Genomic DNA, 23,372 nt, shown 5'->3' with positions numbered 1-23,372 from the left:
ACCGGGTTGCGCGGAGCAGCCCGGTCGCGCTCACGCGAGGTCAGATCAGCGGAGGCAGATCGCCGTGCGTCGTGAGCACCACGGCGGCGGCGGCGTGCCCTGCAGAGAGGCGGTCGGCGAGGCCGGCGCCGTCGAGGGTCGCGGCGAGGAAGCCCGCGGCGAAGGCGTCGCCGGCGCCGACCGGCTCGACGACATCGACCCGGGGAGCCGGCACGAACACCGGCTCGGCGTCGCCGTGGAACGCGGTCGCACCGACATCGCCGTCTTTGACGATCAGCAGCCCGCAGTGCGGGAGGCGCGCGCGGATCTCGGAAGGCGTCGCAGTGCCCCAGATGCGCTCGGCCTCGTCGCGTCCGACGAACGCGATGTCGGCGGCATCTGCGAGCCTGGCCAGCGTCTCGGCGGCGTCCTGCATGGTCCACAGCGCGCGACGGTCGTTGACGTCGAACGAGACGAGCGCGCCGGCGGCACGGGCGTCGATGTAGAGCTGGTCTACCATCGCTCGGCACGACGCTGAGAGTGCGGGGGTGATGCCGGTGGTGTGGACGATCCGGACGCCGGCGAGCTGTGCGGGGTCGAGAAACCCCGGACCCATCAGCGAGGCCGCCGACCCGCGGCGGTAGTAGTAGACGGAGGAGGACTCGACGCCCGGGTCCTTGAACATGACGCCGGTGGGAGCGTCCGCATCGGTCGTGACCCAGAGGTCGACGCCCCGGCGCGCGAGCTCGGTCGAGATGCGGATGCCGATCGGGTCGTCGCCGAGGCGCGACGCCCACGCGGCCCGGTGTCCTGCCGACACGAGTCCGACCGCGACGTTTCCCTCGGCGCCGGCGAGTCCCAGCGCTGCCGTCTCGGTCTCGGCGAGCGGTGCGCCGAGGGCCGTGACGAGTCCCATGGACTCGCCGATGCAGACGACCTCGGGGGCGATGGTCGAGTCGGCGGATGCGGGGGAGGAGACAGAGCTCATGAAGGGGTGACCGCCAGGGGTTCGGTGTCGGGGTGGGGGCTCGCGTCGCGATGACGCAGATCGGGGAACGAGCGGACGAACACGATCGAGACGACGAGTCCGGCCGCCGCGAACAGGGTCGCTGCGAGGTAGGCGCCACGGGGATCCGTCGCGTCGACGAGGAACCCGGCCACGGCCGATCCGGCGGCCGCGCCGATGAGCTGACCGGTGCCCGCCCAGCCGAACGCCTCGGCGGTCTCGCTGAACTTGACGCTCGCGGTCGTGATGGCGAACAGCACGGCCAGCGCCGGGGCGATGCCGATGCCGGCGACGATCAGCGTGCCGCCGAGCCAGAACTCGTTGAGCGAGAACATCGTGAGGGCGAGGCCGACTGTGACGATCGTGAGGCGGCGGGCCATCGCCCAGGGGCCGATCGGGATGTGGCCGAACGAGAGGCCTCCGGCGAGGCTGCCGACGGCGAACACCGCGAGCACCAGACCCGCGGCGAGGCTCCCGTGCTCGAACGTCGCGACGACCCCGACCTCGACGGCCGAGCAGGCGCCGATGAGCAGGAATCCGATGACGGTGGCGAGCAGCACCGGCGGCTTGAGGACGACCTTGCCGAGCGCGCTGCGGCTGCGCGGGATGCGCACGCGGCCGACCTCGGGGGAGAGGATGAACCACGCTCCGCCGCCGACGAGCACCGCGGCGACGAGGAGCAGCCCCTCTGCTGTACCCACCTGCGTCGACACGAGCGTGATCACGACAGGCGCCAGCACCCAGATGATCTCCTGCAGAGAGGCGTCGAGCGAGAAGAGAGGAGTGAGCTGTTTGGAATTCACGAGCTTCGGATAGATGGTGCGCACCGCAGCCTGCACCGGCGGAGTCGAGAGCCCGGCGATCATGCCGAGGATCATGTAGCCGGGAACGTTCAGGGGGAGCAGGGCGAGACCCAGCACCGCGACCACGCACACGCTGAGCGTGAGGGTGAGCACTCGGCGCATGCCCCAGGCGCCCATCCATCGACTCGTGATCGGGCCGGCGACGGCCTGGCCGACGCTGGTCGCGGCGAGCACGAGGCCTGCCGACCCGTAGGAGCCGGTCTGCTGCTCCACATGAAGCAGGATGGCGAGCGAACTCATGCCGTTGGGGAATCGAGCGGTCAGCTGTGCCGCGATCATGCGCGCCACCCCGGGCGTGCGAAGAAGGTCCCGATATCCCGCCACGGGTCAACGCTACCGGGAGCCGGCGGCGGCCGTCGAAGCGGCTCCTCGGCGACACGCCGCGACACGCCCAAACGGAGTTTCCACAGAAAATCCGATGTCGGAGGCCGGTCGTATCGTGCCACCTGTGGATGGATCTCTCACAGGTCGTTCCCAGCCGCGATTTCTCGCGGTTCGGAGGTGCCTCCGAGGGGCCTGAGCCTGTGGAAGAAACGGTGGAGAACCTGTGTTGTACCAGTGGAGAGCGGTGGAAAACTACACGTATGTAACTACTACCCCTAGTGGTCACCCTGAATGTCCGTACCTATATGTAGTATTGAGATCCCGGTGAGGGTCTACCGGAAAACAGCCTGATTCAGATGCAGGCCAGAGATTTGAGGGGAAGCGAAAAGATGTCGATCACGGTCTACACAAAGCCGTCCTGCGTTCAGTGCAACGCCACCTACCGCGCGCTCGACGCCAAGGGCATCGAGTACGAAATCCTCGACCTGTCGGAAGACGCAACCGCGCTCGAGCAGGTCAAGGCGCTGGGCTACATGCAGGCGCCGGTCGTCGTCACCGACGAGGGCCACTGGTCGGGCTTCCGCCCCGACAAGATCGACGAGCTCGCCTCGCGTCTGGCGTAATGAGCCATGAGCGCCGTCGCGACCGCCGCGCCGCTCCTGGTCTACTTCTCGAGCGCCTCGGGTAACACCGCGCGCTTCGTCGAGAAGCTCGGGCTCCCGGCCCGACGCATTCCCCTTCTCCGACAGCAGGAAGAACTCGTCATCGACGAGCCCTTCGTGCTGGTCACTCCCACCTATGGCGGGGGTGAGGGGCGCGGCGTCGAACGAGGCGCGGTGCCCAAGCAGGTCATCCGGTTCCTCAACGACGAGCGCAACCGGCAACACATCCGCGGAGTCATCTCTGCGGGCAACACCAACTTCGGCGACTCGTTCTGTCTCGCCGGTGACATCATCAGCCGCAAGTGCAACGTGCCTCACTTGTATCGGCTCGAGATCTTCGGCACACAAGACGATGTTGATCGCGTGAGCGACGGATTGGAGCGACGGTGGGTACCGCAGTTGACGAGCAGGCAGGAACCGACTCAGTGACAGACACGGTGGCGTTCAAGATGAACCCGACCTACGAGGGCCTGGACTATCACGCCCTCAACGCGATGCTTAACCTGTACGACGCGAACGGCAAGATCCAGTTCGACGCCGACAAGCGGGCGGCACGCGAGTACTTCCTGCAGCACGTCAACCAGAACACGGTGTTCTTCCACTCGCTCAAGGAGCGCCTCGACTACCTGGTCGAGAAGGAGTACTACGAGCCGGCCGTGATCGAGCAGTACTCGCTCGAGTTCATCCAGCAGCTCAACGACCTCGCCTACGGCAAGAAGTTCCGCTTCGAGACCTTCCTCGGCGCCTTCAAGTACTACACGAGCTACACGCTCAAGACGTTCGACGGCAAGCGCTACCTCGAGCGCTTCGAGGACCGCGTCGTGATGACGGCTCTCGGCCTCGCGGGCGGCGACGAGAAGCTCGCGGTCGCCCTGGTCGAGGAGATCATCTCCGGCCGCTTCCAGCCCGCCACCCCGACCTTCCTCAACTCGGGCAAGGCCCAGCGCGGCGAGCTCGTCAGCTGCTTCCTGCTGCGCATCGAAGACAACATGGAGTCGATCGCCCGCGGCATCAACTCCGCTCTGCAGCTCTCCAAGCGCGGCGGCGGCGTGGCGCTGCTGCTCTCGAACATCCGCGAGGCCGGTGCGCCGATCAAGCAGATCGAGAACCAGTCGTCGGGCATCATCCCCGTGATGAAGCTCCTCGAAGACAGCTTCAGCTACGCCAACCAGCTCGGAGCCCGTCAGGGTGCAGGAGCGGTGTACCTCAACGCGCACCACCCCGACATCATGCGCTTCCTCGACACCAAGCGTGAGAACGCCGACGAGAAGATCCGCATCAAGACGCTCTCGCTCGGCGTCGTCGTGCCCGACATCACGTTCGAGCTCGCCAAGAACGGCGAGGACATGTACCTCTTCTCGCCGTACGACGTCGAGAAGGTCTACGGCGTTCCCTTCGGCGACATCTCGGTCACCGAGAAGTACCGCGAGATGGTCGACAACCCGCGCATCAAGAAGACCAAGATCAACGCGCGCGAGTTCTTCCAGACCATCGCCGAGATCCAGTTCGAGTCGGGCTACCCGTACATCATGTTCGAGGACACGGTGAACAAGGCCAACCCGATCAAGGGCCGCATCAACATGTCCAACCTCTGCAGCGAGATCCTGCAGGTGAACACGCCGACCACGTACAACGACGACCTCTCGTACGACCAGATCGGCAAGGACATCTCCTGCAACCTCGGCTCGATGAACATCGCGCTGTCGATGGATGCCGATGACCTGGGTCAGACCGTCGAGACCGCCATCCGGGCGCTGAGCGCGGTCAGCGACCAGAGCCACATCCGCTCGGTCCGCTCGATCGAAGACGGCAACGACCGCTCTCACGCGATCGGGCTCGGCCAGATGAACCTGCACGGCTTCCTCGCTCGCGAGCACGTGCACTACGGCTCCGAAGAGGGCATCGACTTCACGAACATCTACTTCTACACGGTGCTGTTCCACGCGCTGCGCGCCTCGAACAACATCGCGATCGAGCGCAAGCAGGCCTTCGACGGCTTCGAGGACTCGACGTACGCGTCGGGGGAGTTCTTCGACAAGTACATCGAGCGCGCCTGGGAGCCCGAGACCGAGAAGGTCAAGGAGCTCTTCGCGGGCAAGCACATCCCGACGCAGGCCGACTGGGTGGCGCTGAAGTCGTCGATCCAGGAGCACGGCATCTACAACCAGAACCTGCAGGCGGTGCCGCCGACCGGCTCGATCTCGTACATCAACAACTCGACGTCGTCGATCCACCCGATCGCGTCGAAGATCGAGATCCGCAAGGAAGGCAAGCTCGGTCGCGTCTACTACCCGGCGCCGTTCATGACGAACGACAACCTGGAGTACTACCAGGACGCATACGAGATCGGCTACGAGAAGGTCATCGACACCTACGCCGCCGCCACCCAGCACGTCGACCAGGGCCTGTCGCTGACGCTGTTCTTCAAGGACACCGCCACGACGCGTGACATCAACAAGGCTCAGATCTACGCATGGCGCAAGGGCATCAAGACGATCTACTACATCCGTCTGCGTCAGATGGCACTGGAGGGCACCGATATGACGGAATGCGTCTCCTGCATGCTCTGAGGCGTCTCGTCTCTGCGTTTCGTCTCGCTCCGCTCGCTCAACGAACACCTTCGCTCAACGACCGACTCTAGGACTGCAACATGACTCCTCACCCCCCGATCAAGCTGGTCGACAGCGTTCAGGCGATCAACTGGAACCGCATCATCGACGACAAGGACCTCGAGGTCTGGAACCGTCTGGTGAACAACTTCTGGCTGCCCGAGAAGGTACCGCTGTCGAACGACATCCAGTCGTGGAACACGCTGACGCCAGACGAGCAGCTGCTCACGATGCGCGTCTTCACAGGCCTGACCCTGCTCGACACGATCCAGGGCACAGTCGGCGCCGTCTCGCTGATCCCCGACGCGATCACCCCTCACGAAGAGGCGGTGTACACGAACATCGCGTTCATGGAGTCGGTGCACGCGAAGAGCTACTCCTCGATCTTCTCGACGCTCGCGTCGACGAAGGAGATCGACGAGGCGTTCCGCTGGTCGACCGAGAATCCGAACCTTCAGAAGAAGGCTCAGATCATCATGGATTACTACCAGGGCGACGACCCCCTCAAGCGCAAGATCGCCTCGACACTGCTCGAGTCGTTCCTGTTCTACTCGGGCTTCTACCTGCCGATCTACTGGTCGTCCAAGGCGAAGCTCACGAACACGGCCGACCTGATCCGCCTCATCATCCGTGACGAGGCCGTGCACGGGTACTACATCGGCTACAAGTTCCAGAAGGGTCTCGAGAACGAGACCGAAGAGCGTCGCCAGGAGCTGAAGGACTACACCTTCAACCTGCTGTTCGAGCTCTACGACAACGAGGTGCAGTACACGCAGGACCTCTACGACGGTGTCGGCCTGACCGAGGACGTCAAGAAGTTCCTGCACTACAACGCCAACAAGGCGCTGATGAACCTCGGCTACGAAGCGATGTTCCCCTCGACCGTCACGAACGTGAACCCGGCGATCCTGTCGGCGCTCTCGCCGAACGCCGACGAGAACCACGACTTCTTCTCGGGCTCTGGCTCCTCCTACGTCATCGGCAAGGCCGAGGCCACGGAAGACGACGACTGGGACTTCTGAGTCTCGCTGAACGACACGAAGGGGGCGGATGCTGCGGCATCCGCCCCCTTCGTCGTGCAGTCCGCCGGTCAGGCCGGAGCGTCGTTCGGGTCGAGTGAGCGTAGCGCGTCTTCTTCGACCTCGTTGTCGGCCGTCAGCTGGTCCTCCGTGTGCTTGTCCCCGCCGAGCGCCGCGTCGCGGTCGGGGCTCGCGTCACCCTGGATGGCACCGCGCGGCGATTCGCCGTGCGAGCTGTCGCCCTGGATCGCGCCGCCCTGGGCTGCGCCCTGAGCGTTGCCGTCTTCGGCCTCGCCCTGGATGGCGCCTCGGGCTGCGTCGCCGTGCGAGCTGTCACCCTGGATCGCGCCGCCCTGCGCTGAGCCCTGAGCGTTGCCGTCGAGTTCGTCGGGCTCACGCCGCGCACCCGCCGTCGACTGTCCGTCGGGCGCCGTGTTGTGCTCGGGGTTCTGTGCGGGCGAACCCTCAGCGGGCTCTTCGGCGTGCGGGGTGCGTCCTGTGTTCTGGTCCATGCGGCGAACGTACGTCTGCCCCGGCCATGCGTGGAGGGCATTGACAAACCGCATCCACACGCTCAGAACGGGGTCAGTCCTTCTTCGACGTGCGGATCGGCGTCGTGACGGCCGCCTCGTCGCTGAACTCGACCGGGTCGGCCTTCTTGTCGAGCATCTCGGCTTCGTCGACGACGTTCAGCGGCCTGGTCTCATCGAGCGTCATCAGGAATCGGCTGTTCTCGGACCGGTGCAGACGACCGGAGGTGAAGACCCAGATCGCGCCGATCGCGCAGGCGACGAACCCGGCGGTACCGCCGAGCATGATCGCGCTGCGAGGGCCGAACGTGTCGGCGACCCATCCCGCGATGGGGGCTCCGACCGGGGTCGACCCCATGATGACCGCCATGTAGAGCGCGAGCACGCGGCCCCGGAGAGCCGGAGCCGTCGTCATCTGCACGTAGCCGTTCGCTGTCGTGAGCAGGGTCACGATCATGAACCCGGTGAACGTCAGGGTGACGGCATAAGAGATGTATGTCGGCATCGCCGCCGATATGAATGCGGCGATGCCGAATCCTCCGGCCGCCAGGATCACGACGCGCACCCTGGCGCGGTCGCGACGGGCAGCGAGCAGTGCGCCGGCGAGAGAGCCGATCGCGAGCACCGAGCTCAGCACGCCGTACCCGTCGGCGCCGGCTCCGAACTCGAGCGCCATGGTCGAGGCGAAGATCGGGAAGTTCATGCCGAACGCGCCGATCAGGAACACCGTCACGAAGACGACGCGAAGATCGCTGCGCCCCCACACGTAGCGGAAGCCTTCGGCGAGCCCGCCGGGGCGGCGGTTCTTCAGACGCGGCGCCAACTGGCCGGTGCGCAGCAGGAGCAACGCGACCAGCATCGCGAGGAACGTGACGGCATTCGCGATGAACACCCAGCCCGATCCGATCGCGACGATCAGCAGGCCACCGACCGCAGGGCCGATCATGCGGGCGAGGTTGAAGGATGCCGAGTTCAGGGCGACCGCGTTCGACGTGTCGCCCGACGAGACCATGTCGGAGACGAACGCCTGCCTGGCCGGTGCGTCGAACGCGTTGACGACGCCGAAGCCCGCGGCGAAGCAGAACATCATCGGCAGGGTCATGACGCCGTTGAGCAGCAGGACGCCCACGGCGATCGCGAGCAGCAGCAGCGCCGACTGCGTGGCCATCAGGATGCGCCGGCGCTCGAACCGGTCGGCGACCCAGCCGGTCAGGCTCACGAGCACGAGCGGCGGCCCGAACTGCAGCGCCATCGTGACGCCCATGGCCGCGGCGTCGTTGTCGGTGAGCTCGGTGAGCACGACCCAGTCCTGGGCGGTCGCCTGCATCCACCCGCCGATGTTCGAGACGAGGGCGCCGGCGAACCAGATGCGGTAGTTGATGTTCGAGAACGAACGGAACATCACGCTCATCGGTCGACCACCTTTCGCATAAGGGCGCTGGCTTCGCGCAGCGTCGCAAGTTCTTCCTCCGTGAAGTCGAGTTCGCCGAGCATGTCGGCCAGCAGCTCGTCACGACGCTTGATGGTCTGCGCGACGATCTCGGTGCCCGCGTCGGTGATGTCGACCTGCACGCGTCGCCGGTCTTCGGCATCCGGAGTGCGGACCACGTAGCCCTGCTCCTCGAGGCCGTTGATCATGTTCGTCATCGACGGTGCGGTGACGCGCTCGCGCTCGGCGAGGGCCGTGATCGTGCGGCGGCCGTGCATGCGCAGCGTGGCGAGCACGGCGAGCTGCGCATCGCTCATCGCGTCGACGGCTCGGGCGCATCGAAGGCGCCGTGCGAGTCGAAAAGTCGCCATGCGCAGGTCTGTCGCGGTGAGGTGGAGGGATTCATCAGACGCAGACATTACTTAGACAGTCTAAGTAATTTTCGGCAGAATCGGAAGTCGGATGCCGAGGCCGGCCAGAACCACAGGCCAGAATGGACGGGTGACCCGAACCCCCGCCATCGAAATCGCCGTCCAGGATCCTGCCGGAGTCCGCATCGCCGGAGTCGTCGGCGCCGCCCGCGTCGAACTCGCGCAGGCGCTGCCGCTCGGTGGCCTGACGCCCTCGCTCGCCACGATCGAACTGGCGGTCGAGGCCGCCCGCACCGCGGGGCCCGAAGTGCACGTGCTGATCCGCCCCCGTGCCGGCGGATTCCACTATGACGCTGACGAGATCGCCCTCTCGGAGCGCGATGTCCGCGCAGCGATCGAGGCCGGCGCCCACGGCGTCGTTATCGGCGCTCTCGATGCGGAGGGTCGCCTCGACCTCGACACGATGGCCCGGATGCGTGACGCCGCGGGCGGAGCATCCGTCACCCTCCATCGGGCGATCGACGTGACCGCCGACCCCGTCGCGACGCTCGTCGCCGCGCGCTCGCTCGGCCTCCGCCGCGTGCTCACTTCGGGTGGCGCCTCGGCAGCGATCGACGGCATCGACACCCTGCGCGCCCTGGTCGCCGAGGCCGCCGGTGAGATCGAGATCATGGCGGGCAGCGGAGTGGATGCCGCCAGCGCCGCCGCCCTCGCCGCGACCGGCGTCGACGCGCTGCACTTCTCGGCCAAGCGCACCGTGCACGAAGACGGCGGCGTGCGCATGGGCTCGGCCTCCGACGGTGTGGGCGGCTACGAGATCACCGACCTCGCGATCGCCCAGGGCCTCATCGCCGCGCTCGGCGCCTGACGCGCGCCGCGGACGGTGCCCGACGTGCGCCGCGGACGCGGGGCCTGACGCACGCCGCGCACTCTCAGTAGGGTGGGGGCGTGACGGATACCCGAGAATTCACGGATGCTGACGGCATCGCCATCGTCTACGACGTCCACGAGGCGGCGGGGGATGCGCGAGGAGTCGTGCAGCTGCTGCACGGTGTCGGCGAGCACGCGGGTCGCTACGGCGCGCTGATCGCGGCCCTCACCGAGGCGGGCTTCCACGTCTACGCCGACGATCACCGCGGACACGGCCGCACCGGCATCCGACAGCACGGGGGTCCGGCGAAGCTGGGCCGACTCGGCAAGGGCGGTCTGATCGCCGCCAAAGATGCCGTCTGGCAGCTCACCGGCATCATCAAGGACGAGCATCCTGATCTTCCGCTCGTGCTGCTGGGACACTCGTGGGGCTCGTTCCTCGCGCAGATGCTCGTGAACGACCACCCCGAAGCGTGGGACGCCGTGATCCTGTCGGGCTCGGCCCTTCGGATGCCCGGCTCGCTCAACGCCGCACCGTTGAACGCCCGCTGGGCAGCCGACGATGCGACGGGGCTCGAGTGGCTGAGCCGCGATCCCGCGGTATGGAAGGCGTTCGACGAGGACCCCCTCACCACCGACGTGCCGCTGCTGAAGCTGTTCGGCCCGATCGAGGCCGCGAAGCTCTACGGTCGACCCCGCAAGGACCTCGGCCGCGACATCCCGATGCTGCTCCTCGTGGGTCGCGACGACTCGGTCGGCGGCCCTCGGAGCGTGCACAAGCTCGCCGACGAGTACCGCACGCGCTCCGGGCTCACCGACATCACGACGCTCGTCTATCCCGATGCGCGTCACGAGATCTTCAACGAGCTGCAGCAGGACGAGGTCCGCGCCGACATCCTCTCGTGGCTCGACTCGCACATCCCCGCGCGCTGAGCCCCGCGCGGCGGAGCGGGCTTCTGTCCGGTCGTTGAGCGAGCAGCGAAGCAGCGAGACGAAACGTGGCGAGTGCGCGCAATCGGCTCACTGCGTTTCGTCTCGGTCGGCTTCGCCGTCCTTGCTCAACGACCGGGGTCGGGCGTCCTCTCGCGCGTCCGCGTGTTACGCCCCGTGAACGGGTGTTACAGCGGGTGAATCCGCGTGACGTCGACCCGACATATCGGTCTCTCCTGCGCATAGATTCGCGGCGAGAGGGAGGTGCGTGGTGGGTTTCGAAGACGAGTGGCGGGCGTGGCACGAGTCGCGCGAGCGGTATGCCGGCGCGGAGTACGGTCCGGCCGCGCTCGAGTCGACGAACTGGCTCATCACCGAGCCCGCTGCCGTGGAGGGGGTTCCGGGGCTGTGGGCGCTCACGGGAGACGGAGGGATCCGCGGCACTGATCTCGGCACCTCTGGCTCGGTCGTCACCCTGCGTGGCAGCGAGTCGCTGAGGCTCGGACGCCGCGAGCTGCGCGTGTTCGACCGCCGCGGCACGGTCGCCCTGCGGGTGTTCAACCCGAGGCGCCCCGAGCGCGAACGGTTCAGCGCGATCGACGCGTATCCGCCTCGGGAGGGCTGGCGGATCGCTGCGGTGTTCGAACAGACGCCGGGGGAGACGATCGCTGTCACGTCGATCGACGGACACGTCCACGATTCGGACCTCGCGGGCAGGCTGCACTTCACCCTCGACGGCGTCGCCGTGACACTCGCGGCCACTCGCACTCCGCAGGGTGCTCTGACGGCGGTCTTCGCCGACGGGACGAACGGCACCGAGACCTATCGGTTCCGCTTCCTGCCGATCGAGGAGCCGGCCCCAGACGGATCCGCATTCATCGACTTCAACCGTGCCTACCTGCCGCCGTGCGCGTTCTCGGACCAGTACGTCTGCCCGCAGCCGCCCGCCGGCAACCGCTTCTCGGCGCCGATCCGCGCCGGAGAGCGTGCGGTGGTACTCGGGCGCTGAATCCGCGGGTTCACCGCGCCGGTGCGACGACCGCGGCTTAAGCTGTAACCGTGCACGGTGAATACAAGGTTCCAGGCGGAAAGCTCGTCGTCGTCGACCTCGAGGTCGAGGACGGCAGGATCGCTCGCTTCCACCTCGCCGGCGACTTCTTCCTCGAGCCCGACACGGCTCTCGATGACATCGACCGGGCGGTGACCGGCCTGCCGGTCGAGACGGATGCCACGGCCATCGCCGCGGCGGTGCGTGGTGCCCTGCCCGAGGGCGCGCAGCTGCTCGGCTTCACCCCCGAGGCCGTCGGCACCGCGGTGCGCCGTGCTCTGGTGACGGCCCCCGGCTGGAACGACTTCGACTGGGAGATCGTGCACGAGAAGGCGGTCTCTCCCCGCATGAACCTCGCGCTCGACGAGGTGCTCACCTCTCGCGTGGGCGAAGGACGCCGTCGCCCGACGCTGCGCATCTGGGAATGGGACCAGTCGGCCGTCGTCATCGGCTCGTTCCAGTCGTACCGCAACGAGGTCGACCCCGAGGGCGCTGCCCGTCACGGCTTCGACGTCGTCCGCCGCATCTCGGGCGGAGGCGCGATGCTCATGGCCGCGGGGCAGATCATCACATACTCGCTGTACGTCCCGGCATCCCTCGTGCAGGGCATGACCTTCGCCGACTCCTATGCCTTCCTCGACGACTGGGTGCTGCAGGCGCTGCGTTCGCTCGGCATCGACGCGATCTATCAGCCGCTCAACGACATCGCGAGCTCGTCGGGCAAGATCGGCGGCGCCGCGCAGAAGCGTCTCGCGAACGGGGGAGTGCTGCACCATGCGACGCTCTCGTACGACATCGACGGTCAGATGATGACCGAGGTGCTGCGCATCGGCCGCGAGAAGCTCAGCGACAAGGGCACCACGTCGGCGGCGAAGCGGGTCGATCCGTTGCGCAGCCAGACCGGCCTCGCGCGGGCCGAGATCATCGAGCGCTTCAAGGACACGTTCCGCTCGCTGACCTCCGCCGAAGACGGCGCGATCACCGCCGACGAGTACGCCGATGCCGAGGCGCTGGTGGAGTCGAAGTTCGCCACCGACGCGTGGCTGCAGCGGGTTCCGTGACCGATCCCGCGCCTGAGCCGGAGGCTGCCCCGGAGAGGCCCGCCGATCCTGCTCCCGTTGATCCTGCTCCCGCTGATCCTGCTCCCATTCGCGGCGATGTCTCGATCCTCCAGGGCGACAATCTCGCCGCAGCGGCGACTCTTCCGTCTGCGTCTTTCACGCTCGTCTACCTCGATCCGCCGTTCAACACGGGTCGCGCGCAGGAGCGGCAGGTGGTCACCGCCCGTCGCACGTTCACCACTCAGCATGAGACTGACGCCGAGGGTGTCGAAGACCCGGAATCCCGCGGATCGGATGCCGCCGCAGCCCCCGTCGTGCTGAATTGTGAACCGGCGACGGCGCACTCCGAGGTGCGGCACGGGTTCCACGGCCACGCGTACGAGCGGGTGCGCGGCATGCTGCGCACCTACGACGACCGCTTCGACGACTACGGCGCCTTCTTGATGCCCCGGCTCGAGGAGGCGTGGCGGCTGCTCGCCGACGACGGCACGCTGTACCTGCACCTCGACTACCGCGAGGCGCACTACGCCAAGGTCATGCTCGATGCGGTGTTCGGCCGCGACTGCTTCCTCAACGAGCTCATCTGGGCATACGACTACGGCGCGAAGTCGCGTCGCCGCTGGCCCACCAAGCACGACACGATCCTCGTGTACGTGAAGAACCCGCGCGAGTACGTGTTCAACGCCGACGACATCGACCGCGAGCCGTACATGGCTCCGGGTCTGGTCACGGCCGAGAAGGCCGCCCGCGGCAAGCTGCCCACCGACGTGTGGTGGCACACGATCGTGCCGACGACCGGGCGTGAGAAGACCGGATACCCGACGCAGAAGCCCGAGGGCATCCTGCGGCGCATCGTGCGTGCATCGAGCCGCCCCGGCGACCGCGTGCTCGACCTCTTCGCCGGCAGTGGCACGACCGGCGCCGTCGCCTCGGCTCTCGGCCGCGACGCGGTGCTCGTCGACGACAATCCCGAAGCGGTGCGCGTGATGACCGAGCGGATGCCGCACGCCGAGGTCACGCGCGTCGGCGAGTAGCGCACGTACGAGGCCGTTCTTCGCAGGCACGTCGGCCGGAAGGCTGCGCGATAGGGTCGAAGCATGCGACGTATCCGGGGGGTTGTCGTCATTGCGTTAGCGGTGGCATTGGTGGGCTGTGCGGGGCAGGAGGGGGAGCAGGATCCTGCATCGGTCGACGCGATGCTCGAGGTCGAGAAGGTTCCCGGCGTCCTCGTCGCGCCGTACGAGAATCTCGTGCAGATCGATCCCGCCGCGCCGGAGGACGAGATCGTGACGACGGCGCTCGCGGTGCGCGACATCGTCGATGGGATGGGTGAGGACCGTCCGCGCGAACTCGCCATCGTCGCCGTGTATCCGGGTGACCCCTACGTGGATACGAAGTTCAGCACGACCACCTACGACGACCCCGATCGCTTCGCGGATGACGTTCGCCTGTGGGCGAGATTCCTCGACGACGGGTTCACCGAGGTCAGCTACGTCACGGCCACGGAAGGTGTGGGCCCCGGCACGCTGGCGGTGTTCTCGGAGGATCCGGGCGACGCCGGAGTGACGATGGCCGAAGCCTACGGTGCGCTCGAACAGGCCGTGAGCGAGCCGCCCTACTCCGATGCTCCGCCGTCGCTGTACGCCTCCGTCGATCGCGCCTCGATCTCGAACAGGTCGGGCCGCGTCGAACTGGGCGAGGGATGGATCGAACTGAGCGAGGATCTCGCGAGTCTGGACTACCTGACGAGCGCGAGGATGAGCCTCAATCCCGATGTGACCTGGGTCTCTCTGACCGGCACCGCCGACCTCACGGCCGAGCAGACGGCGCAGATCATGGCTGCGCTCACGAACAGAGGAGTGCTCGGGCCCGCCGTGAATGTGATCTACACCAACGTCACGGCACTGCCGAAAGACGGTAAGACCACGCTGTACGGAGTGGCCGAATGAGCCGGCGTATCGCGGCCTTCGCCGCCGCTGCCGTTATCACCACGCTGCTGTTCACGGGGTGCGCGCCCCACTATGCGACCCCCGACGAACGATCGGAATCCTTCGCTGAGCCCGTGTCGGAAGCGGTGAACGAGCTCGATTCCGCCCCTGACGATGTGCAGGTCAGGTCGTCGTCCGACGGAATTACGCTCGAAGCCTTCCTGGGCGACATGTCGTACGACGAGACGCGAGCATTCATCGAGGATGCTCTGCCGATCGTCGAAGACTCGCCGCTCGGCACCATGCCCGTGCGCGTGGTTCTCAGACACATGCAGGAGGGTGCGGAGTCGGGGTCTGCAACGCTCGAGTGGTTGGGGTACGACCCCGAGCGAGCCGATCGCTACTTCGCCGCGGTGCAGGTGTGGCTCGACACTCTGGCAGACCCCGGGGTGCAGTTCGACGAACCTTTCCAGGTGCAAGCCGTCGCCGTCTTCGGCGAGATCAGCGTGAACGACGACCGGGATGTCGACGCCTACAGCGCCGAGGTCATAGCGCAGCTGGAGCAGGCCGGATACGTCGAGCCGAGGATCGTCGCCACCGCGCGGCCGGCGCCGTAGTGTCGGCAGCGAAGAGCCTCGCCGTGAGAGTGTGAGGGGCATGACCGAGTTCGTCGAGGTGCAGACCGCTGCCGGGCGCGTTCGAGGGCGCTGGCGCCCCACCACGGGAGGGCGCGGGGCTGCGCGCTCGGCCGCTTTTCTCGGCATCCCGTTCGCAGAGGCGCCGATCGGTGCACTGCGATTCCGGGCGCCCGTGTCGAAGGCGCCGTGGGAGGGCGTGCTCCATGCACTCGATTTCGCCGCCACCGCACAGCGCGGCGACCCCGGGGTGACGCTGATCCCCGAGCCGAGCGTCGAGGGCGACTCGACCCTGAACGTCAACGTCTTCACCCCCGACCCCGCGGCAGCAGGACTCCCCGTGCTCGTGTGGATCCACGGCGGCGGCTACTTCGCCGGTTCCCCCGCGAGCCCCTGGTACGACGGGCGCAACTTCAACCGAGACGGCGTCGTCACCGTCTCGATCTCGTACCGGCTCGGATTCGACGGCTTCGGCTGGATAGAGGATGCCCCGTCGAACCGCGGCGTGCGCGACTGGCTGCTCGCGCTCGAATGGGTGCAGCAGAACATCGCCTCGTTCGGCGGAGACCCCGGTCGTGTGACGATCGCCGGGCAGTCCGCCGGTGGCGGAGCCGTGCTCACGCTGCTCGGCATGGAGGCGGCGCAGCACCTGTTCCACGGGGTCTATGCGATCTCGGGAGCGCTCGGAGACGTGTCGGCGCCGCGGGCCGAGGCATTCGGACGAGCGCTCGCCGCGGCAGCGGGCGTCGACCCCACCGTGGCCGGTCTCTCGACCGTGAGTGAGGATCGTCTGCTCGCCCTGCAGAAGAAGGCGACCCAGCTCGGGCCGTCGTCGATGACCACCATGATCGATGAGGGTCTGCCACTCGGGCCGGTGATCGACGGCGACCTTCTCGTAAGTCCGACCCCTGAATCTCTGCGTGCCGGCGTCGGTGCCGACAAGCCGCTCGTGATCGGCGCCGCCGACGACGAGTTCACCATGGCGTTCACGGGCCGCGCTGCGAAGGCGCTCCGATGGGTGCCACAGGCGGCTCTTCTGAATCGGCTCGGGCTGCCGGGCAGCATCCGGGCCGAGTATCTCGCCGCGAACGCCGACGTCGCCCGTCTCGGCAAGGCGCGGCTCGCGGGGCGGGTGCTCACCGACCGGATGTTCCGCGCCACAGTGCCGCGCATCGCCGCCGACCGAGGTGACGCACCGACCTGGCTCTACCGGTTCTCATGGCCGTCCGGGCACTTCGGCTTCGCGGAGCACTGCCTCGACGTGCCCTTCTTCTTCGACTGCCTCGACGGCCCGTCGATGGAGGCGCTGGCGGGCCCGAACCCGCCGCAGCAACTCGCCGACGAGCTGCACGGTGCCGCCGTCGCCTTCGTCACCACGGGCGATCCGGGCTGGACGCCGCACCAGGGGGATGCCGGGATCGTGCGCGTCTACGACCGGCCCACCCGCGACGTCGCCGATGCGTACGCGTCGGTGAAGGCGCTGCTCTGACATCGGACGTCAAGAGGCGGTGCCGGTGGTCGGATCAGCCACGGGAGGAGCGTGCGCAGTGCATCACTGTGCACGTGCACGGTGCCGCGCTAGCCTGATCGCATGACGGTACACATCCCCAGCATCGAGACCCCGTTCCGACCGTTCCCAGACGACCGGTGGTCGGTGGATCCTGCCTCGGGCAGCATCAGTGTGTCGAGCATTGCGGGCACCGACATCTTCACCGACCCAGGCGGCGACGACGGCGGACAGGTCACGTCGTCGACGCTGCACAACGCAGCAACGCTTCTGACCGATGCGCCCGCCGGCGACTTCCAGCTCAGCGCGCGCGTCAGCGTCCGCTTCGCGGGCACGTTCGATGCCGGCGTGCTGTTCTTGCGTCACGACCGTGAGACGTGGGCGAAGCTCTGCTTCGAGTTCTCGCCGCGCGGGCAGGGCATGATCGTCAGCGTCATCAACAATCGTGTGTCCGACGACGCCAACGCCTTCACCGTCGACGGTGATCACGTGCACCTGCGTGTATCTCGGAAGGGGACGGTCTTCGCCTTCCACGCTTCCTTGGACGGCGAACGGTGGGAGCTGGTCCGCGCGTTCTCGCTCCCCAACGGCCACAAGTCGCTCGAGGTCGGATTCGAGGCGCAGTCGCCCCAGAGTGACGGCTGCGACGTCACTTTCGACGAACCCCGCCTCGTCGAGCGCTCGATCTCGGACTTCCGCGACGAGACGTGAACCACCGTTCAAGTCCGATCGATCGCAGGTCCATCCCGAACGAGCCTGTCCTCGCGTCCACCATGGCCGATGACCGGAGATCAAGGCATAGCTCGCCGCCGACCTCGTCCACGAGCGGCATCGCTATGCCGCCGCAATCCGGAGTACTGGATGACGGTGGGGGCGGGGCCCGCCAAACTGCGGCCGGCTAGGCCGAGCATGCGAGTGCCGAAAAGTCCGATGAGCGTCGCTGCGGGTGGCGAGGGAGACACTGCGAACGATCCGTACGGCCCCACATTGGCACGTGACGGCAGGCGCGGCTGGTGCTTGAGAGCCACAACCCGGGAGTTCGGGCTGCCCGTGACCGTTCTGCGTCCTAGGCGTGGATCGCTGGCGGGCCCCGGCGCGAGAGGATGGTTCGGTGCCGATCTCCTCCGACCGCCCGGATTGCTTCCTCCTGCCGGCCGCCGACGCTGCGGCGATCCGGACACGCCCGGATCAGCTTCACCTCGTAACGCCCGACAGCGGAACTGACGCGTCGGCGATCATCGAGAGCCATCGGTGAGCGCGCGCTGCCCGTGGCAGGAAAGATGCGGGGGGGGTCTCGTCCCGATCGCCGGCGGTCTTGTGCTCGCGGCCGTGGCCGTCGTGGCGGTCGCGTCGCTCCGACTACCGCTTCGGGATGCGGCCATCGCCGTCGGGCTGCTGTTCGTCTTGGGGGCGATCGTGTCCGCGGTCATCGCTTCGCGCCGGATACCGGCCGCTCCCGTCCCGAACCCCTTGCCATCCGTATTGATCCATCCCCTTGTGGCGGCTGGCGCCCCGGCGGATCTGCCCGCGCGTGACATCGCGTTCGCGTCGCAGGTCTTCGACGAGCGGGACCGCGCCGAGGCCGACCTCCGGAAGGCCCGCGCCGACGCGCAGCTCACCGACGAGGAACGATATGTCTCCCCTGGCGACCGGTCGACCTGGTACTTCGGCCCGGAGGACCTGCCCCGCCTCGAGCGCACAGCAGGCGACGCTCGTAGGCGGTCTCGTGATGTCGCCGGCAGGCTCGGCATCGTTCTCGGTGCGGACCCCGCGTAACTGATGGTGGCGAACGCGAAGATGGTGGTCGATCCGGCGTCACCGTCTCCGTCGTGCACCGATATGTTGGGTGATCGGAATCCCCTCGCCGACGGAAAGCAGAACCTCATGCGCGTCACCCCTCGGGTCTGGATCGGCCTCGCGATCTACGTCGGCTATGTCGCGGTGATCTTCGTCGTGTCGAAACTGAGCGGGGTGGCGTACACCGAGATCGGCACCTCGGCCGAGTTCACCTGGCGAGGAGCGGTGCTCGACCTCGCGGTCGGGGCGGTGCTGCTCGCCATCACCACGTGGCTTCTGGGGTGGTGGAAGCCGGCGCTGTTCGAGCGCAAGCGCTCGCACCACAAGTGGCCGATCTTCGTGCCCGCGATCATGCTCGTCGTCGCGGTGGCGAACCTGTTCAACACCGACTGGTCGAAGTTCGACGCGTCATTCCTGCTGTCGCTGCTCGCCCTCGGCCTCGCCGTCGGATTCTGCGAGGAGCTGATGTCACGGGGGCTCTTGCTGACGGCCCTCCGCTCACGCCTCTCCGAGGTGTGGGTGTGGCTGCTCACGTCTCTTCTGTTCGGTGGGATGCACATCATCAATGCCGCGCTGGGCGCGCCCGTGGGGCCCACGCTCGGACAGGTGGTGCTCGCCGCGATGTCGGGCACGTGCTTCTACATCGTGCGTCGGGTGACCGGGTCGCTCATCTGGGCCATGGCTCTGCACGGCCTCTGGGATGTCTCGGTGTTCGCGGTCGGCTTCGCCCCGCTCGGCACCGCATGGGCGGCGTTCCTGAGCCCGGTGATCGGCATCCTCGCGGTCGCCGTCGTCTACTGGGTGATCAAGGGCGCGGATGAGAAGCCGGCCGTCGCAGCGACGGCGGCAGCATCCGCGCGAGCCTGAGTCGGAGCGGAGGTACGTCGAGAGGGCGTGGCGGAGTCGTTGAATACTGGTGCGGCGTGCGTTCCTGAGTAATAGTGGATGCATCACGATCAGCCCGTAGCCGAAAGGCGCGGGCTGATTTTCTTTTGAGGGATCGCGTGGTCACACCCCCGCGCGTCAGGCGATGTAGATCTTGCGCAGCGTCTCGGTGACGGTCCACACCGTGCGCTGGCCCGCGGCCAGGCGTACGACCGACCCGGGGTCGACCTCGATCGCGGGCAGCGCCGGCTCGACGAACTCGATGCGGGCGTGACCTGAGAGCACGACGAAGACCTCGTCGACCTCGGTGTCGGATGCCGTGCCCGGCGTCATCTCCCAGATGCCGATCTCGATCTCGCCGAGGGTCGCCAGTGCATGCGTCGCGGTGGTCGGCCGGCCGATCAGCACCTCGTCGGCGGGCAGCGGTGCGTGCGCGAGCGGCAGGGCCGCAGCATCCACTCCGGTCCCAGCAGCGAGCTCGCTCATGAGTCGAAGCCCATGCCGACGGCGTCGAGCGTCTTGAGGAAGAGGTTGCGCTTGCCCTCATTGTGATCGGCCCGGTTCATCGCCGCGCGCACGAGGTTGACGCCGATCGAGGCGACGGGCTCTGGGGGGAACGGGATCGGCTTCTCGCGCACCATCGCGAGCTCGGTGCGCTCGGTCGGCTCGCCCGACAGCTTGTCGAGCATGACGTCGGCGGCGAATCGCGCGGCGCCGACGCCGAGGCCGGTGAATCCGGTGGCGTAGGTCACTCGTCCCTTGCGGGCGGTGCCGAAGAACGCGCAGAAGCGGCTCGACGAGTCGATCGCTCCGGCCCAGCGGTGCGTGAACCGCAGGCCCTCGAGCTGCGGGAACGTCGTGAAGAAGTGCGAGGCCAGCTTGCGGTGGCTCTCGGCGCGGTCCTCGTATTCGGGGCGCACCTTGCCGCCGAAGTGGTACACCGCGTCGTAGCCGCCGAAGAGGATGCGGTTGTCGGCCGTGAGCCGGTAGTAGTGGAACTGATTGGCGCTGTCGGCCAGCCCCTGGCGGTTCGACCACCCGATCGAGTCGAGCTGCTCGTCGGTCAGCGGCTCCGTCATCAGCACGTAGTCGTAGACCGGAACGGTCATCAGGCGGTTGCGCTTGAGCAGCGAGGGGAAGACGTTGGTGGCGAGAGCCACGGCATCCGCTCGTACCTTCCCGCCGTCCCGCGTGACGAGCGTGATCGCGCTCGACCCGTCGCCGACGATCTCGCGCACCAGTGAGTGCTCATAGATCTCGACGCCCAACTCGACCGCGACGCGGGCCAGCTCGAGACCGAGCTTTGCCGGGTGCACGAGGGCGCATGCGTCGCGCTCCCAGGCGCCGGCGAGGAACGTGTCGGAGTGCACCTCGGCCTGCACGGCCTCGCGGTCGAGAAAGCCCTCCTCCTCGCGCAGCCACTCCACCTGGTGCGGCTCGACGGCCACGGCCAGCTGACCGGTGCGCTCGAAGTCGACATCCATGTCGTAGCGCTTCACGGTGCGTTCGATGCCGTCGAGGTTCTCGATACCCAGCTCTTCGAGGCGATCGATCTCGTCGGGCCAGCGGGTCAGGCCGTTCTCGTGTCCGTGCGTGAGGCTCGCCTCGCAGAATCCGCCGTTGCGGCCGGATGCCGCCCACGCGATGCGCGACGCCTCGAGCAGCACGACGCGTCGCTGCGGGTCGCGCTCCTTGGCCCGCACGGCGGTCCAGAGCCCGGCATACCCGCCGCCGACGATGGCGAGGTCGGCCGTGATGCTCTCGGTGAGGGCCGGGTGTGAGACGCGCTCGACGTCGTCGAGCCAGAACACGCTGAAGGCGGTGTCGCGCAGCGAGGCGTCGATCACTGCATCCGCGGGGCGGCGACGTTCGAAGACCGTGGTTCCCATGATCACTCCGTGTTTCCGGGCCCGCGCCTCAGCGCGTGCCCCAGTTGTAGAGGTCTTTGTAGAGGCCGGCGTAGAGCAGGCTCTCGGTGTGCGTGATGCCCGGAATCGTGCGGATGCGGGTCGCGATCAGGTCGAGCAGATGACTGTCGCTCTCGCACACGGCCTCGACGAGGATGTCGAAGGTGCCGAGCGTGACGACGACGTAGGCGAGCTCAGTGATCTTCGTCAGCTCTTCGGCGATGAGCCTCGGGTCGCCGGTGACACGGATGCCGATCATCGACATGCGGTTGAAGCCGAGCTGCATCGGGTCGGTCACCGCGACGATCTGGATGATGCCCGCCTCGGTCATCCGCTGCACGCGCTGACGCGCAGCCGCTTCGCTGAGCCCCACCTCTCGGCCGATCTCGGCATAGGGCCGACGTCCGTCCTCCTGCAGCAGCTCGACGATCCGCTTCGAGATGTCGTCGAGTACGGGCTGCTTCGATGTGGCGCTCATGTGTCGATATTGACAGGATCCTGCCCGTGAAGCAACTGATTCCATCGTTTGAATCAGAAGACTCTTCTGTATTCGTGATCCGGTCGCTAACATGGCCGTCATGGCCACAGAACTGCTTCAGAACTTCATCGGCGGGCAGTACGTTCCCGTGAGCGGGCAGGGGCGGATGCCGCTCATCGACCCCGTGAACGAGGAGACCTACGGAGAGCTGCCCGTTTCCGACACCTCTGATGTGGATGCCGCGTACGCCGCCGCATCCGCCGCGTTCCCGATCTGGCGTGACACGACGCCGGCCGACCGGCAGCTGGCGCTCTTCCGCATCGCCGACGAGATGCAGGAGCGCGCCGAGCAGTTCGCCGACCTCGAGTCGAAGGACACCGGCAAGCCGCGCGCGAGCCTCGTGACCGACGAGATCCTGCAGTCGATCGACCAGCTGCGGTTCTTCGCCGGTGCCGCCCGCAGCCTCGAGGGGCGCGCAGCGGGGGAGTATCTCGCCGGACACACCTCGTTCGTGCGCCGCGAGCCGATCGGCGTGATCGGTCAGGTCACGCCCTGGAACTACCCGCTCAACATGGCTGTGTGGAAGATCGCCCCCGCGCTCGCCGCAGGCAACACGGTCGTGCTGAAGCCCGCCGAATCGACGCCGCTGACGACGCTCCTGCTCGCCGAGATCGTCGCGCTGCACACGCCCGCCGGCACGCTCAACGTCGTGCTCGGCGACCGCGACACGGGGGTCGCTCTGGTCGAGCACCCGACCCCGCAGATGGTCGCGATCACCGGGTCCGTCCGCGCAGGCATGGCCGTCGCCCGGTCGGCGGCGAACGACGTCAAGCGCGTGCACCTCGAGCTCGGCGGCAAGGCGCCGGCGATCGTCTACCCCGACGCGAACCTCGACAAGGCGGCATCCGGCATCGTCACCGGAGCGTTCTTCAACGCGGGGCAGGACTGCACGGCAGCCACGCGAGTGCTCGTGCACTCGTCGGTGCACGACGAGTTCGTCGCGGCACTGGTCGAGAAGGCGAAGACGGATGCCCGCACGGGCGCCCCGCACGAAGAAGGAGTGCTCTACGGGCCCCTCAGCAGTGCGGCCCAGCTCGCCCAGGTGCAGGGCTTCGTCGACCGTCTGCCCGCGCACGCCACCGTCGAGACCGGCGGTCGGCGACAGGGAGACACGGGCTACTTCTTCGAGGCGACCATCGTGTCGGGTCTGCATCAGGACGACGAGGCGGTGCAGGGCGAGATCTTCGGCCCGGTGCTGACCGTGCAGTCGTTCGACACCGACGAGCAGGCGCTCGAGATGGCGAACGATGTGCCCTACGCGCTCGCCTCGTCGGTGTGGACGACAGATCACGCCCGCGCGATGCGCTTCTCGCGGGATCTCGACTTCGGGTGCGTGTGGATCAACACCCACATCCCGTTCGTGTCCGACATGCCGCACGGCGGATTCAAGCACTCGGGCTACGGCAAGGACCTCTCGCAGTACGGCTTCGACGACTACACGCGCATCAAGCACGTGATGTCGGCTCTCGACTGA

At 67.4% G+C, this 23,372-nt stretch carries 25 protein-coding genes; 17 read left to right on the top strand and 8 right to left on the bottom strand.

Annotation, left to right across the window (positions count from 1 at the left end; genetic code table 11):
* Nucleotides 1–40: 40 nt before the first annotated feature.
* Together ASF63_RS18470 and ASF63_RS18465 are read right to left on the bottom strand one after the other, a co-directional pair.
* The gene (locus ASF63_RS18470; protein WP_056517639.1) at nucleotides 41–967 is read right to left on the bottom strand and encodes a sugar kinase; all 927 of its coding nucleotides are present in this window, start codon (nucleotides 965–967) and stop codon (nucleotides 41–43) included.
* Nucleotides 964–2,172 carry an MFS transporter gene (locus ASF63_RS18465; protein ID WP_200934049.1) on the bottom strand — a complete coding sequence of 403 codons (1,209 nt, stop codon included), beginning with the start codon at nucleotides 2,170–2,172 and terminating at the stop codon, nucleotides 964–966. The genes ASF63_RS18470 and ASF63_RS18465 overlap by 4 nt, the downstream gene beginning before the upstream one ends.
* A 389-nt stretch (nucleotides 2,173–2,561) precedes the next feature.
* Here ASF63_RS18465 and nrdH point away from each other — a divergent pair, with 389 nt between their 5' ends.
* The 4 genes from nrdH (at nucleotide 2,562) to nrdF (ending at nucleotide 6,465) form a co-directional block, all read left to right on the top strand.
* Complete coding sequence (gene nrdH, locus ASF63_RS18460; protein WP_042537838.1) at nucleotides 2,562–2,795, top strand: glutaredoxin-like protein NrdH; 234 nt, start codon at nucleotides 2,562–2,564, stop codon at nucleotides 2,793–2,795.
* 6 nt (nucleotides 2,796–2,801) lie between these two features.
* Nucleotides 2,802–3,263 carry a class Ib ribonucleoside-diphosphate reductase assembly flavoprotein NrdI gene (gene nrdI, locus ASF63_RS18455; protein ID WP_056517635.1) on the top strand — a complete coding sequence of 154 codons (462 nt, stop codon included), beginning with the start codon at nucleotides 2,802–2,804 and terminating at the stop codon, nucleotides 3,261–3,263.
* Between the two features lie 20 nt (nucleotides 3,264–3,283).
* On the top strand, nucleotides 3,284–5,404 hold the full coding sequence (gene nrdE / locus ASF63_RS18450; protein WP_056517749.1) for a class 1b ribonucleoside-diphosphate reductase subunit alpha: 2,121 nt from the start codon (nucleotides 3,284–3,286) through the stop codon (nucleotides 5,402–5,404).
* A gap of 80 nt (nucleotides 5,405–5,484) precedes the next feature.
* Nucleotides 5,485–6,465 (top strand): class 1b ribonucleoside-diphosphate reductase subunit beta, encoded by a 981-nt coding sequence (gene nrdF / locus ASF63_RS18445; RefSeq protein WP_045253201.1) that lies wholly within the window; start codon nucleotides 5,485–5,487, stop codon nucleotides 6,463–6,465.
* A 68-nt stretch (nucleotides 6,466–6,533) separates the two neighbouring features.
* Here the strand turns inward: nrdF and ASF63_RS18440 are convergent, their stop codons facing one another.
* From ASF63_RS18440 to ASF63_RS18430, 3 genes are all read right to left on the bottom strand, one after another.
* Nucleotides 6,534–6,974 (bottom strand): hypothetical protein, encoded by a 441-nt coding sequence (locus tag ASF63_RS18440; protein ID WP_056517632.1) that lies wholly within the window; start codon nucleotides 6,972–6,974, stop codon nucleotides 6,534–6,536.
* 73 nt (nucleotides 6,975–7,047) lie between these two features.
* Complete coding sequence (locus tag ASF63_RS18435) at nucleotides 7,048–8,394, bottom strand: MFS transporter (RefSeq protein WP_082478361.1); 1,347 nt, start codon at nucleotides 8,392–8,394, stop codon at nucleotides 7,048–7,050.
* Between the two features lie 5 nt (nucleotides 8,395–8,399).
* Entirely contained in the window at nucleotides 8,400–8,840 is a 441-nt protein-coding gene (locus tag ASF63_RS18430; RefSeq protein ID WP_056517626.1) for a MarR family winged helix-turn-helix transcriptional regulator, read from the bottom strand.
* Nucleotides 8,841–8,922: 82 nt separating this feature from the next.
* Between ASF63_RS18430 and ASF63_RS18425 the strand changes: the two genes are divergently transcribed.
* The 12 genes from ASF63_RS18425 (at nucleotide 8,923) to ASF63_RS18375 (ending at nucleotide 19,435) form a co-directional block, all read left to right on the top strand.
* The gene (locus ASF63_RS18425; RefSeq protein WP_056517623.1) at nucleotides 8,923–9,660 is read left to right on the top strand and encodes a copper homeostasis protein CutC; all 738 of its coding nucleotides are present in this window, start codon (nucleotides 8,923–8,925) and stop codon (nucleotides 9,658–9,660) included.
* Nucleotides 9,661–9,740: 80 nt separating this feature from the next.
* Nucleotides 9,741–10,595, top strand: a complete 855-nt coding sequence (locus tag ASF63_RS18420; protein ID WP_056517621.1) for an alpha/beta fold hydrolase — start codon at nucleotides 9,741–9,743, stop codon at nucleotides 10,593–10,595.
* Nucleotides 10,596–10,860: 265 nt separating this feature from the next.
* Nucleotides 10,861–11,601 carry a DUF1684 domain-containing protein gene (locus tag ASF63_RS18415; RefSeq protein WP_235560864.1) on the top strand — a complete coding sequence of 247 codons (741 nt, stop codon included), beginning with the start codon at nucleotides 10,861–10,863 and terminating at the stop codon, nucleotides 11,599–11,601.
* Nucleotides 11,602–11,651: 50 nt separating this feature from the next.
* Nucleotides 11,652–12,701, top strand: a complete 1,050-nt coding sequence (locus ASF63_RS18410; RefSeq protein ID WP_056517615.1) for a lipoyl protein ligase domain-containing protein — start codon at nucleotides 11,652–11,654, stop codon at nucleotides 12,699–12,701.
* A complete protein-coding gene (locus ASF63_RS18405) occupies nucleotides 12,698–13,735 on the top strand; it encodes a site-specific DNA-methyltransferase (protein WP_082478367.1) in 1,038 nt (345 codons plus the stop codon). Before ASF63_RS18410 ends, ASF63_RS18405 begins: the two co-directional genes overlap by 4 nt.
* A 63-nt stretch (nucleotides 13,736–13,798) precedes the next feature.
* Nucleotides 13,799–14,650: a hypothetical protein gene (locus tag ASF63_RS18400; RefSeq protein WP_157534444.1), complete on the top strand. Its 852-nt coding sequence runs from the start codon at nucleotides 13,799–13,801 to the stop codon at nucleotides 14,648–14,650.
* On the top strand, nucleotides 14,647–15,246 hold the full coding sequence (locus ASF63_RS18395; protein WP_056517609.1) for a hypothetical protein: 600 nt from the start codon (nucleotides 14,647–14,649) through the stop codon (nucleotides 15,244–15,246). Before ASF63_RS18400 ends, ASF63_RS18395 begins: the two co-directional genes overlap by 4 nt.
* Before the next feature lie 40 nt (nucleotides 15,247–15,286).
* Nucleotides 15,287–16,753 carry a carboxylesterase/lipase family protein gene (locus ASF63_RS18390; RefSeq protein ID WP_056517605.1) on the top strand — a complete coding sequence of 489 codons (1,467 nt, stop codon included), beginning with the start codon at nucleotides 15,287–15,289 and terminating at the stop codon, nucleotides 16,751–16,753.
* Nucleotides 16,754–16,855: 102 nt separating this feature from the next.
* Nucleotides 16,856–17,482 carry a DUF1349 domain-containing protein gene (locus ASF63_RS18385; protein WP_056517601.1) on the top strand — a complete coding sequence of 209 codons (627 nt, stop codon included), beginning with the start codon at nucleotides 16,856–16,858 and terminating at the stop codon, nucleotides 17,480–17,482.
* A 400-nt stretch (nucleotides 17,483–17,882) separates the two neighbouring features.
* Nucleotides 17,883–18,026 (top strand): hypothetical protein, encoded by a 144-nt coding sequence (locus tag ASF63_RS19515; protein WP_235560863.1) that lies wholly within the window; start codon nucleotides 17,883–17,885, stop codon nucleotides 18,024–18,026.
* Between the two features lie 74 nt (nucleotides 18,027–18,100).
* Complete coding sequence (locus ASF63_RS18380; protein WP_157534443.1) at nucleotides 18,101–18,547, top strand: hypothetical protein; 447 nt, start codon at nucleotides 18,101–18,103, stop codon at nucleotides 18,545–18,547.
* A gap of 108 nt (nucleotides 18,548–18,655) precedes the next feature.
* Nucleotides 18,656–19,435 carry a CPBP family intramembrane glutamic endopeptidase gene (locus ASF63_RS18375; protein ID WP_235560862.1) on the top strand — a complete coding sequence of 260 codons (780 nt, stop codon included), beginning with the start codon at nucleotides 18,656–18,658 and terminating at the stop codon, nucleotides 19,433–19,435.
* 156 nt (nucleotides 19,436–19,591) lie between these two features.
* Here ASF63_RS18375 and ASF63_RS18370 read toward each other — a convergent pair whose 3' ends face one another.
* Genes ASF63_RS18370 through ASF63_RS18360 form a run of 3 tightly spaced genes read right to left on the bottom strand, consistent with a single transcriptional unit; the run spans nucleotide 19,592 to nucleotide 21,838 of the window.
* Complete coding sequence (locus ASF63_RS18370) at nucleotides 19,592–19,939, bottom strand: cupin domain-containing protein (RefSeq protein ID WP_056517595.1); 348 nt, start codon at nucleotides 19,937–19,939, stop codon at nucleotides 19,592–19,594.
* On the bottom strand, nucleotides 19,936–21,342 hold the full coding sequence (locus ASF63_RS18365; RefSeq protein ID WP_056517738.1) for an NAD(P)/FAD-dependent oxidoreductase: 1,407 nt from the start codon (nucleotides 21,340–21,342) through the stop codon (nucleotides 19,936–19,938). Before ASF63_RS18365 ends, ASF63_RS18370 begins: the two co-directional genes overlap by 4 nt.
* 28 nt (nucleotides 21,343–21,370) lie before the next feature.
* On the bottom strand, nucleotides 21,371–21,838 hold the full coding sequence (locus tag ASF63_RS18360; RefSeq protein WP_056517594.1) for an Lrp/AsnC family transcriptional regulator: 468 nt from the start codon (nucleotides 21,836–21,838) through the stop codon (nucleotides 21,371–21,373).
* A gap of 100 nt (nucleotides 21,839–21,938) precedes the next feature.
* Between ASF63_RS18360 and ASF63_RS18355 the strand changes: the two genes are divergently transcribed.
* Entirely contained in the window at nucleotides 21,939–23,372 is a 1,434-nt protein-coding gene (locus ASF63_RS18355) for a gamma-aminobutyraldehyde dehydrogenase (protein WP_056517735.1), read from the top strand.

This window comes from Microbacterium sp. Leaf320 (genome assembly GCF_001423485.1).
GTDB lineage: Bacteria > Actinomycetota > Actinomycetes > Actinomycetales > Microbacteriaceae > Microbacterium.
Note: the sequence above shows the minus strand (reverse complement) of the source record. Positions and strands in the feature narration are given on the sequence as shown.

Bases quoted from the DNA above. Each gene is read 5' to 3' on its own strand.
- ASF63_RS18470 (WP_056517639.1), bottom strand. From the start codon at position 967: ATGAGCTCTGTCTCCTCCCCCGCATCCGCCGACTCGACCATCGCCCCC.
- nrdH (WP_042537838.1), top strand. From the start codon at position 2,562: ATGTCGATCACGGTCTACACAAAGCCGTCCTGCGTTCAGTGCAACGCC.
- nrdI (WP_056517635.1), top strand. From the start codon at position 2,802: ATGAGCGCCGTCGCGACCGCCGCGCCGCTCCTGGTCTACTTCTCGAGC.
- nrdE (WP_056517749.1), top strand. From the start codon at position 3,284: ATGAACCCGACCTACGAGGGCCTGGACTATCACGCCCTCAACGCGATG.
- nrdF (WP_045253201.1), top strand. From the start codon at position 5,485: ATGACTCCTCACCCCCCGATCAAGCTGGTCGACAGCGTTCAGGCGATC.
- ASF63_RS18440 (WP_056517632.1), bottom strand. From the start codon at position 6,974: ATGGACCAGAACACAGGACGCACCCCGCACGCCGAAGAGCCCGCTGAG.
- ASF63_RS18435 (WP_082478361.1), bottom strand. From the start codon at position 8,394: ATGTTCCGTTCGTTCTCGAACATCAACTACCGCATCTGGTTCGCCGGC.
- ASF63_RS18430 (WP_056517626.1), bottom strand. From the start codon at position 8,840: ATGTCTGCGTCTGATGAATCCCTCCACCTCACCGCGACAGACCTGCGC.
- ASF63_RS18400 (WP_157534444.1), top strand. From the start codon at position 13,799: ATGCGACGTATCCGGGGGGTTGTCGTCATTGCGTTAGCGGTGGCATTG.
- ASF63_RS18395 (WP_056517609.1), top strand. From the start codon at position 14,647: ATGAGCCGGCGTATCGCGGCCTTCGCCGCCGCTGCCGTTATCACCACG.
- ASF63_RS18390 (WP_056517605.1), top strand. From the start codon at position 15,287: ATGACCGAGTTCGTCGAGGTGCAGACCGCTGCCGGGCGCGTTCGAGGG.
- ASF63_RS18385 (WP_056517601.1), top strand. From the start codon at position 16,856: ATGACGGTACACATCCCCAGCATCGAGACCCCGTTCCGACCGTTCCCA.
- ASF63_RS18375 (WP_235560862.1), top strand. From the start codon at position 18,656: ATGCGCGTCACCCCTCGGGTCTGGATCGGCCTCGCGATCTACGTCGGC.
- ASF63_RS18370 (WP_056517595.1), bottom strand. From the start codon at position 19,939: ATGAGCGAGCTCGCTGCTGGGACCGGAGTGGATGCTGCGGCCCTGCCG.
- ASF63_RS18365 (WP_056517738.1), bottom strand. From the start codon at position 21,342: ATGGGAACCACGGTCTTCGAACGTCGCCGCCCCGCGGATGCAGTGATC.
- ASF63_RS18360 (WP_056517594.1), bottom strand. From the start codon at position 21,838: ATGAGCGCCACATCGAAGCAGCCCGTACTCGACGACATCTCGAAGCGG.
- ASF63_RS18355 (WP_056517735.1), top strand. From the start codon at position 21,939: ATGGCCACAGAACTGCTTCAGAACTTCATCGGCGGGCAGTACGTTCCC.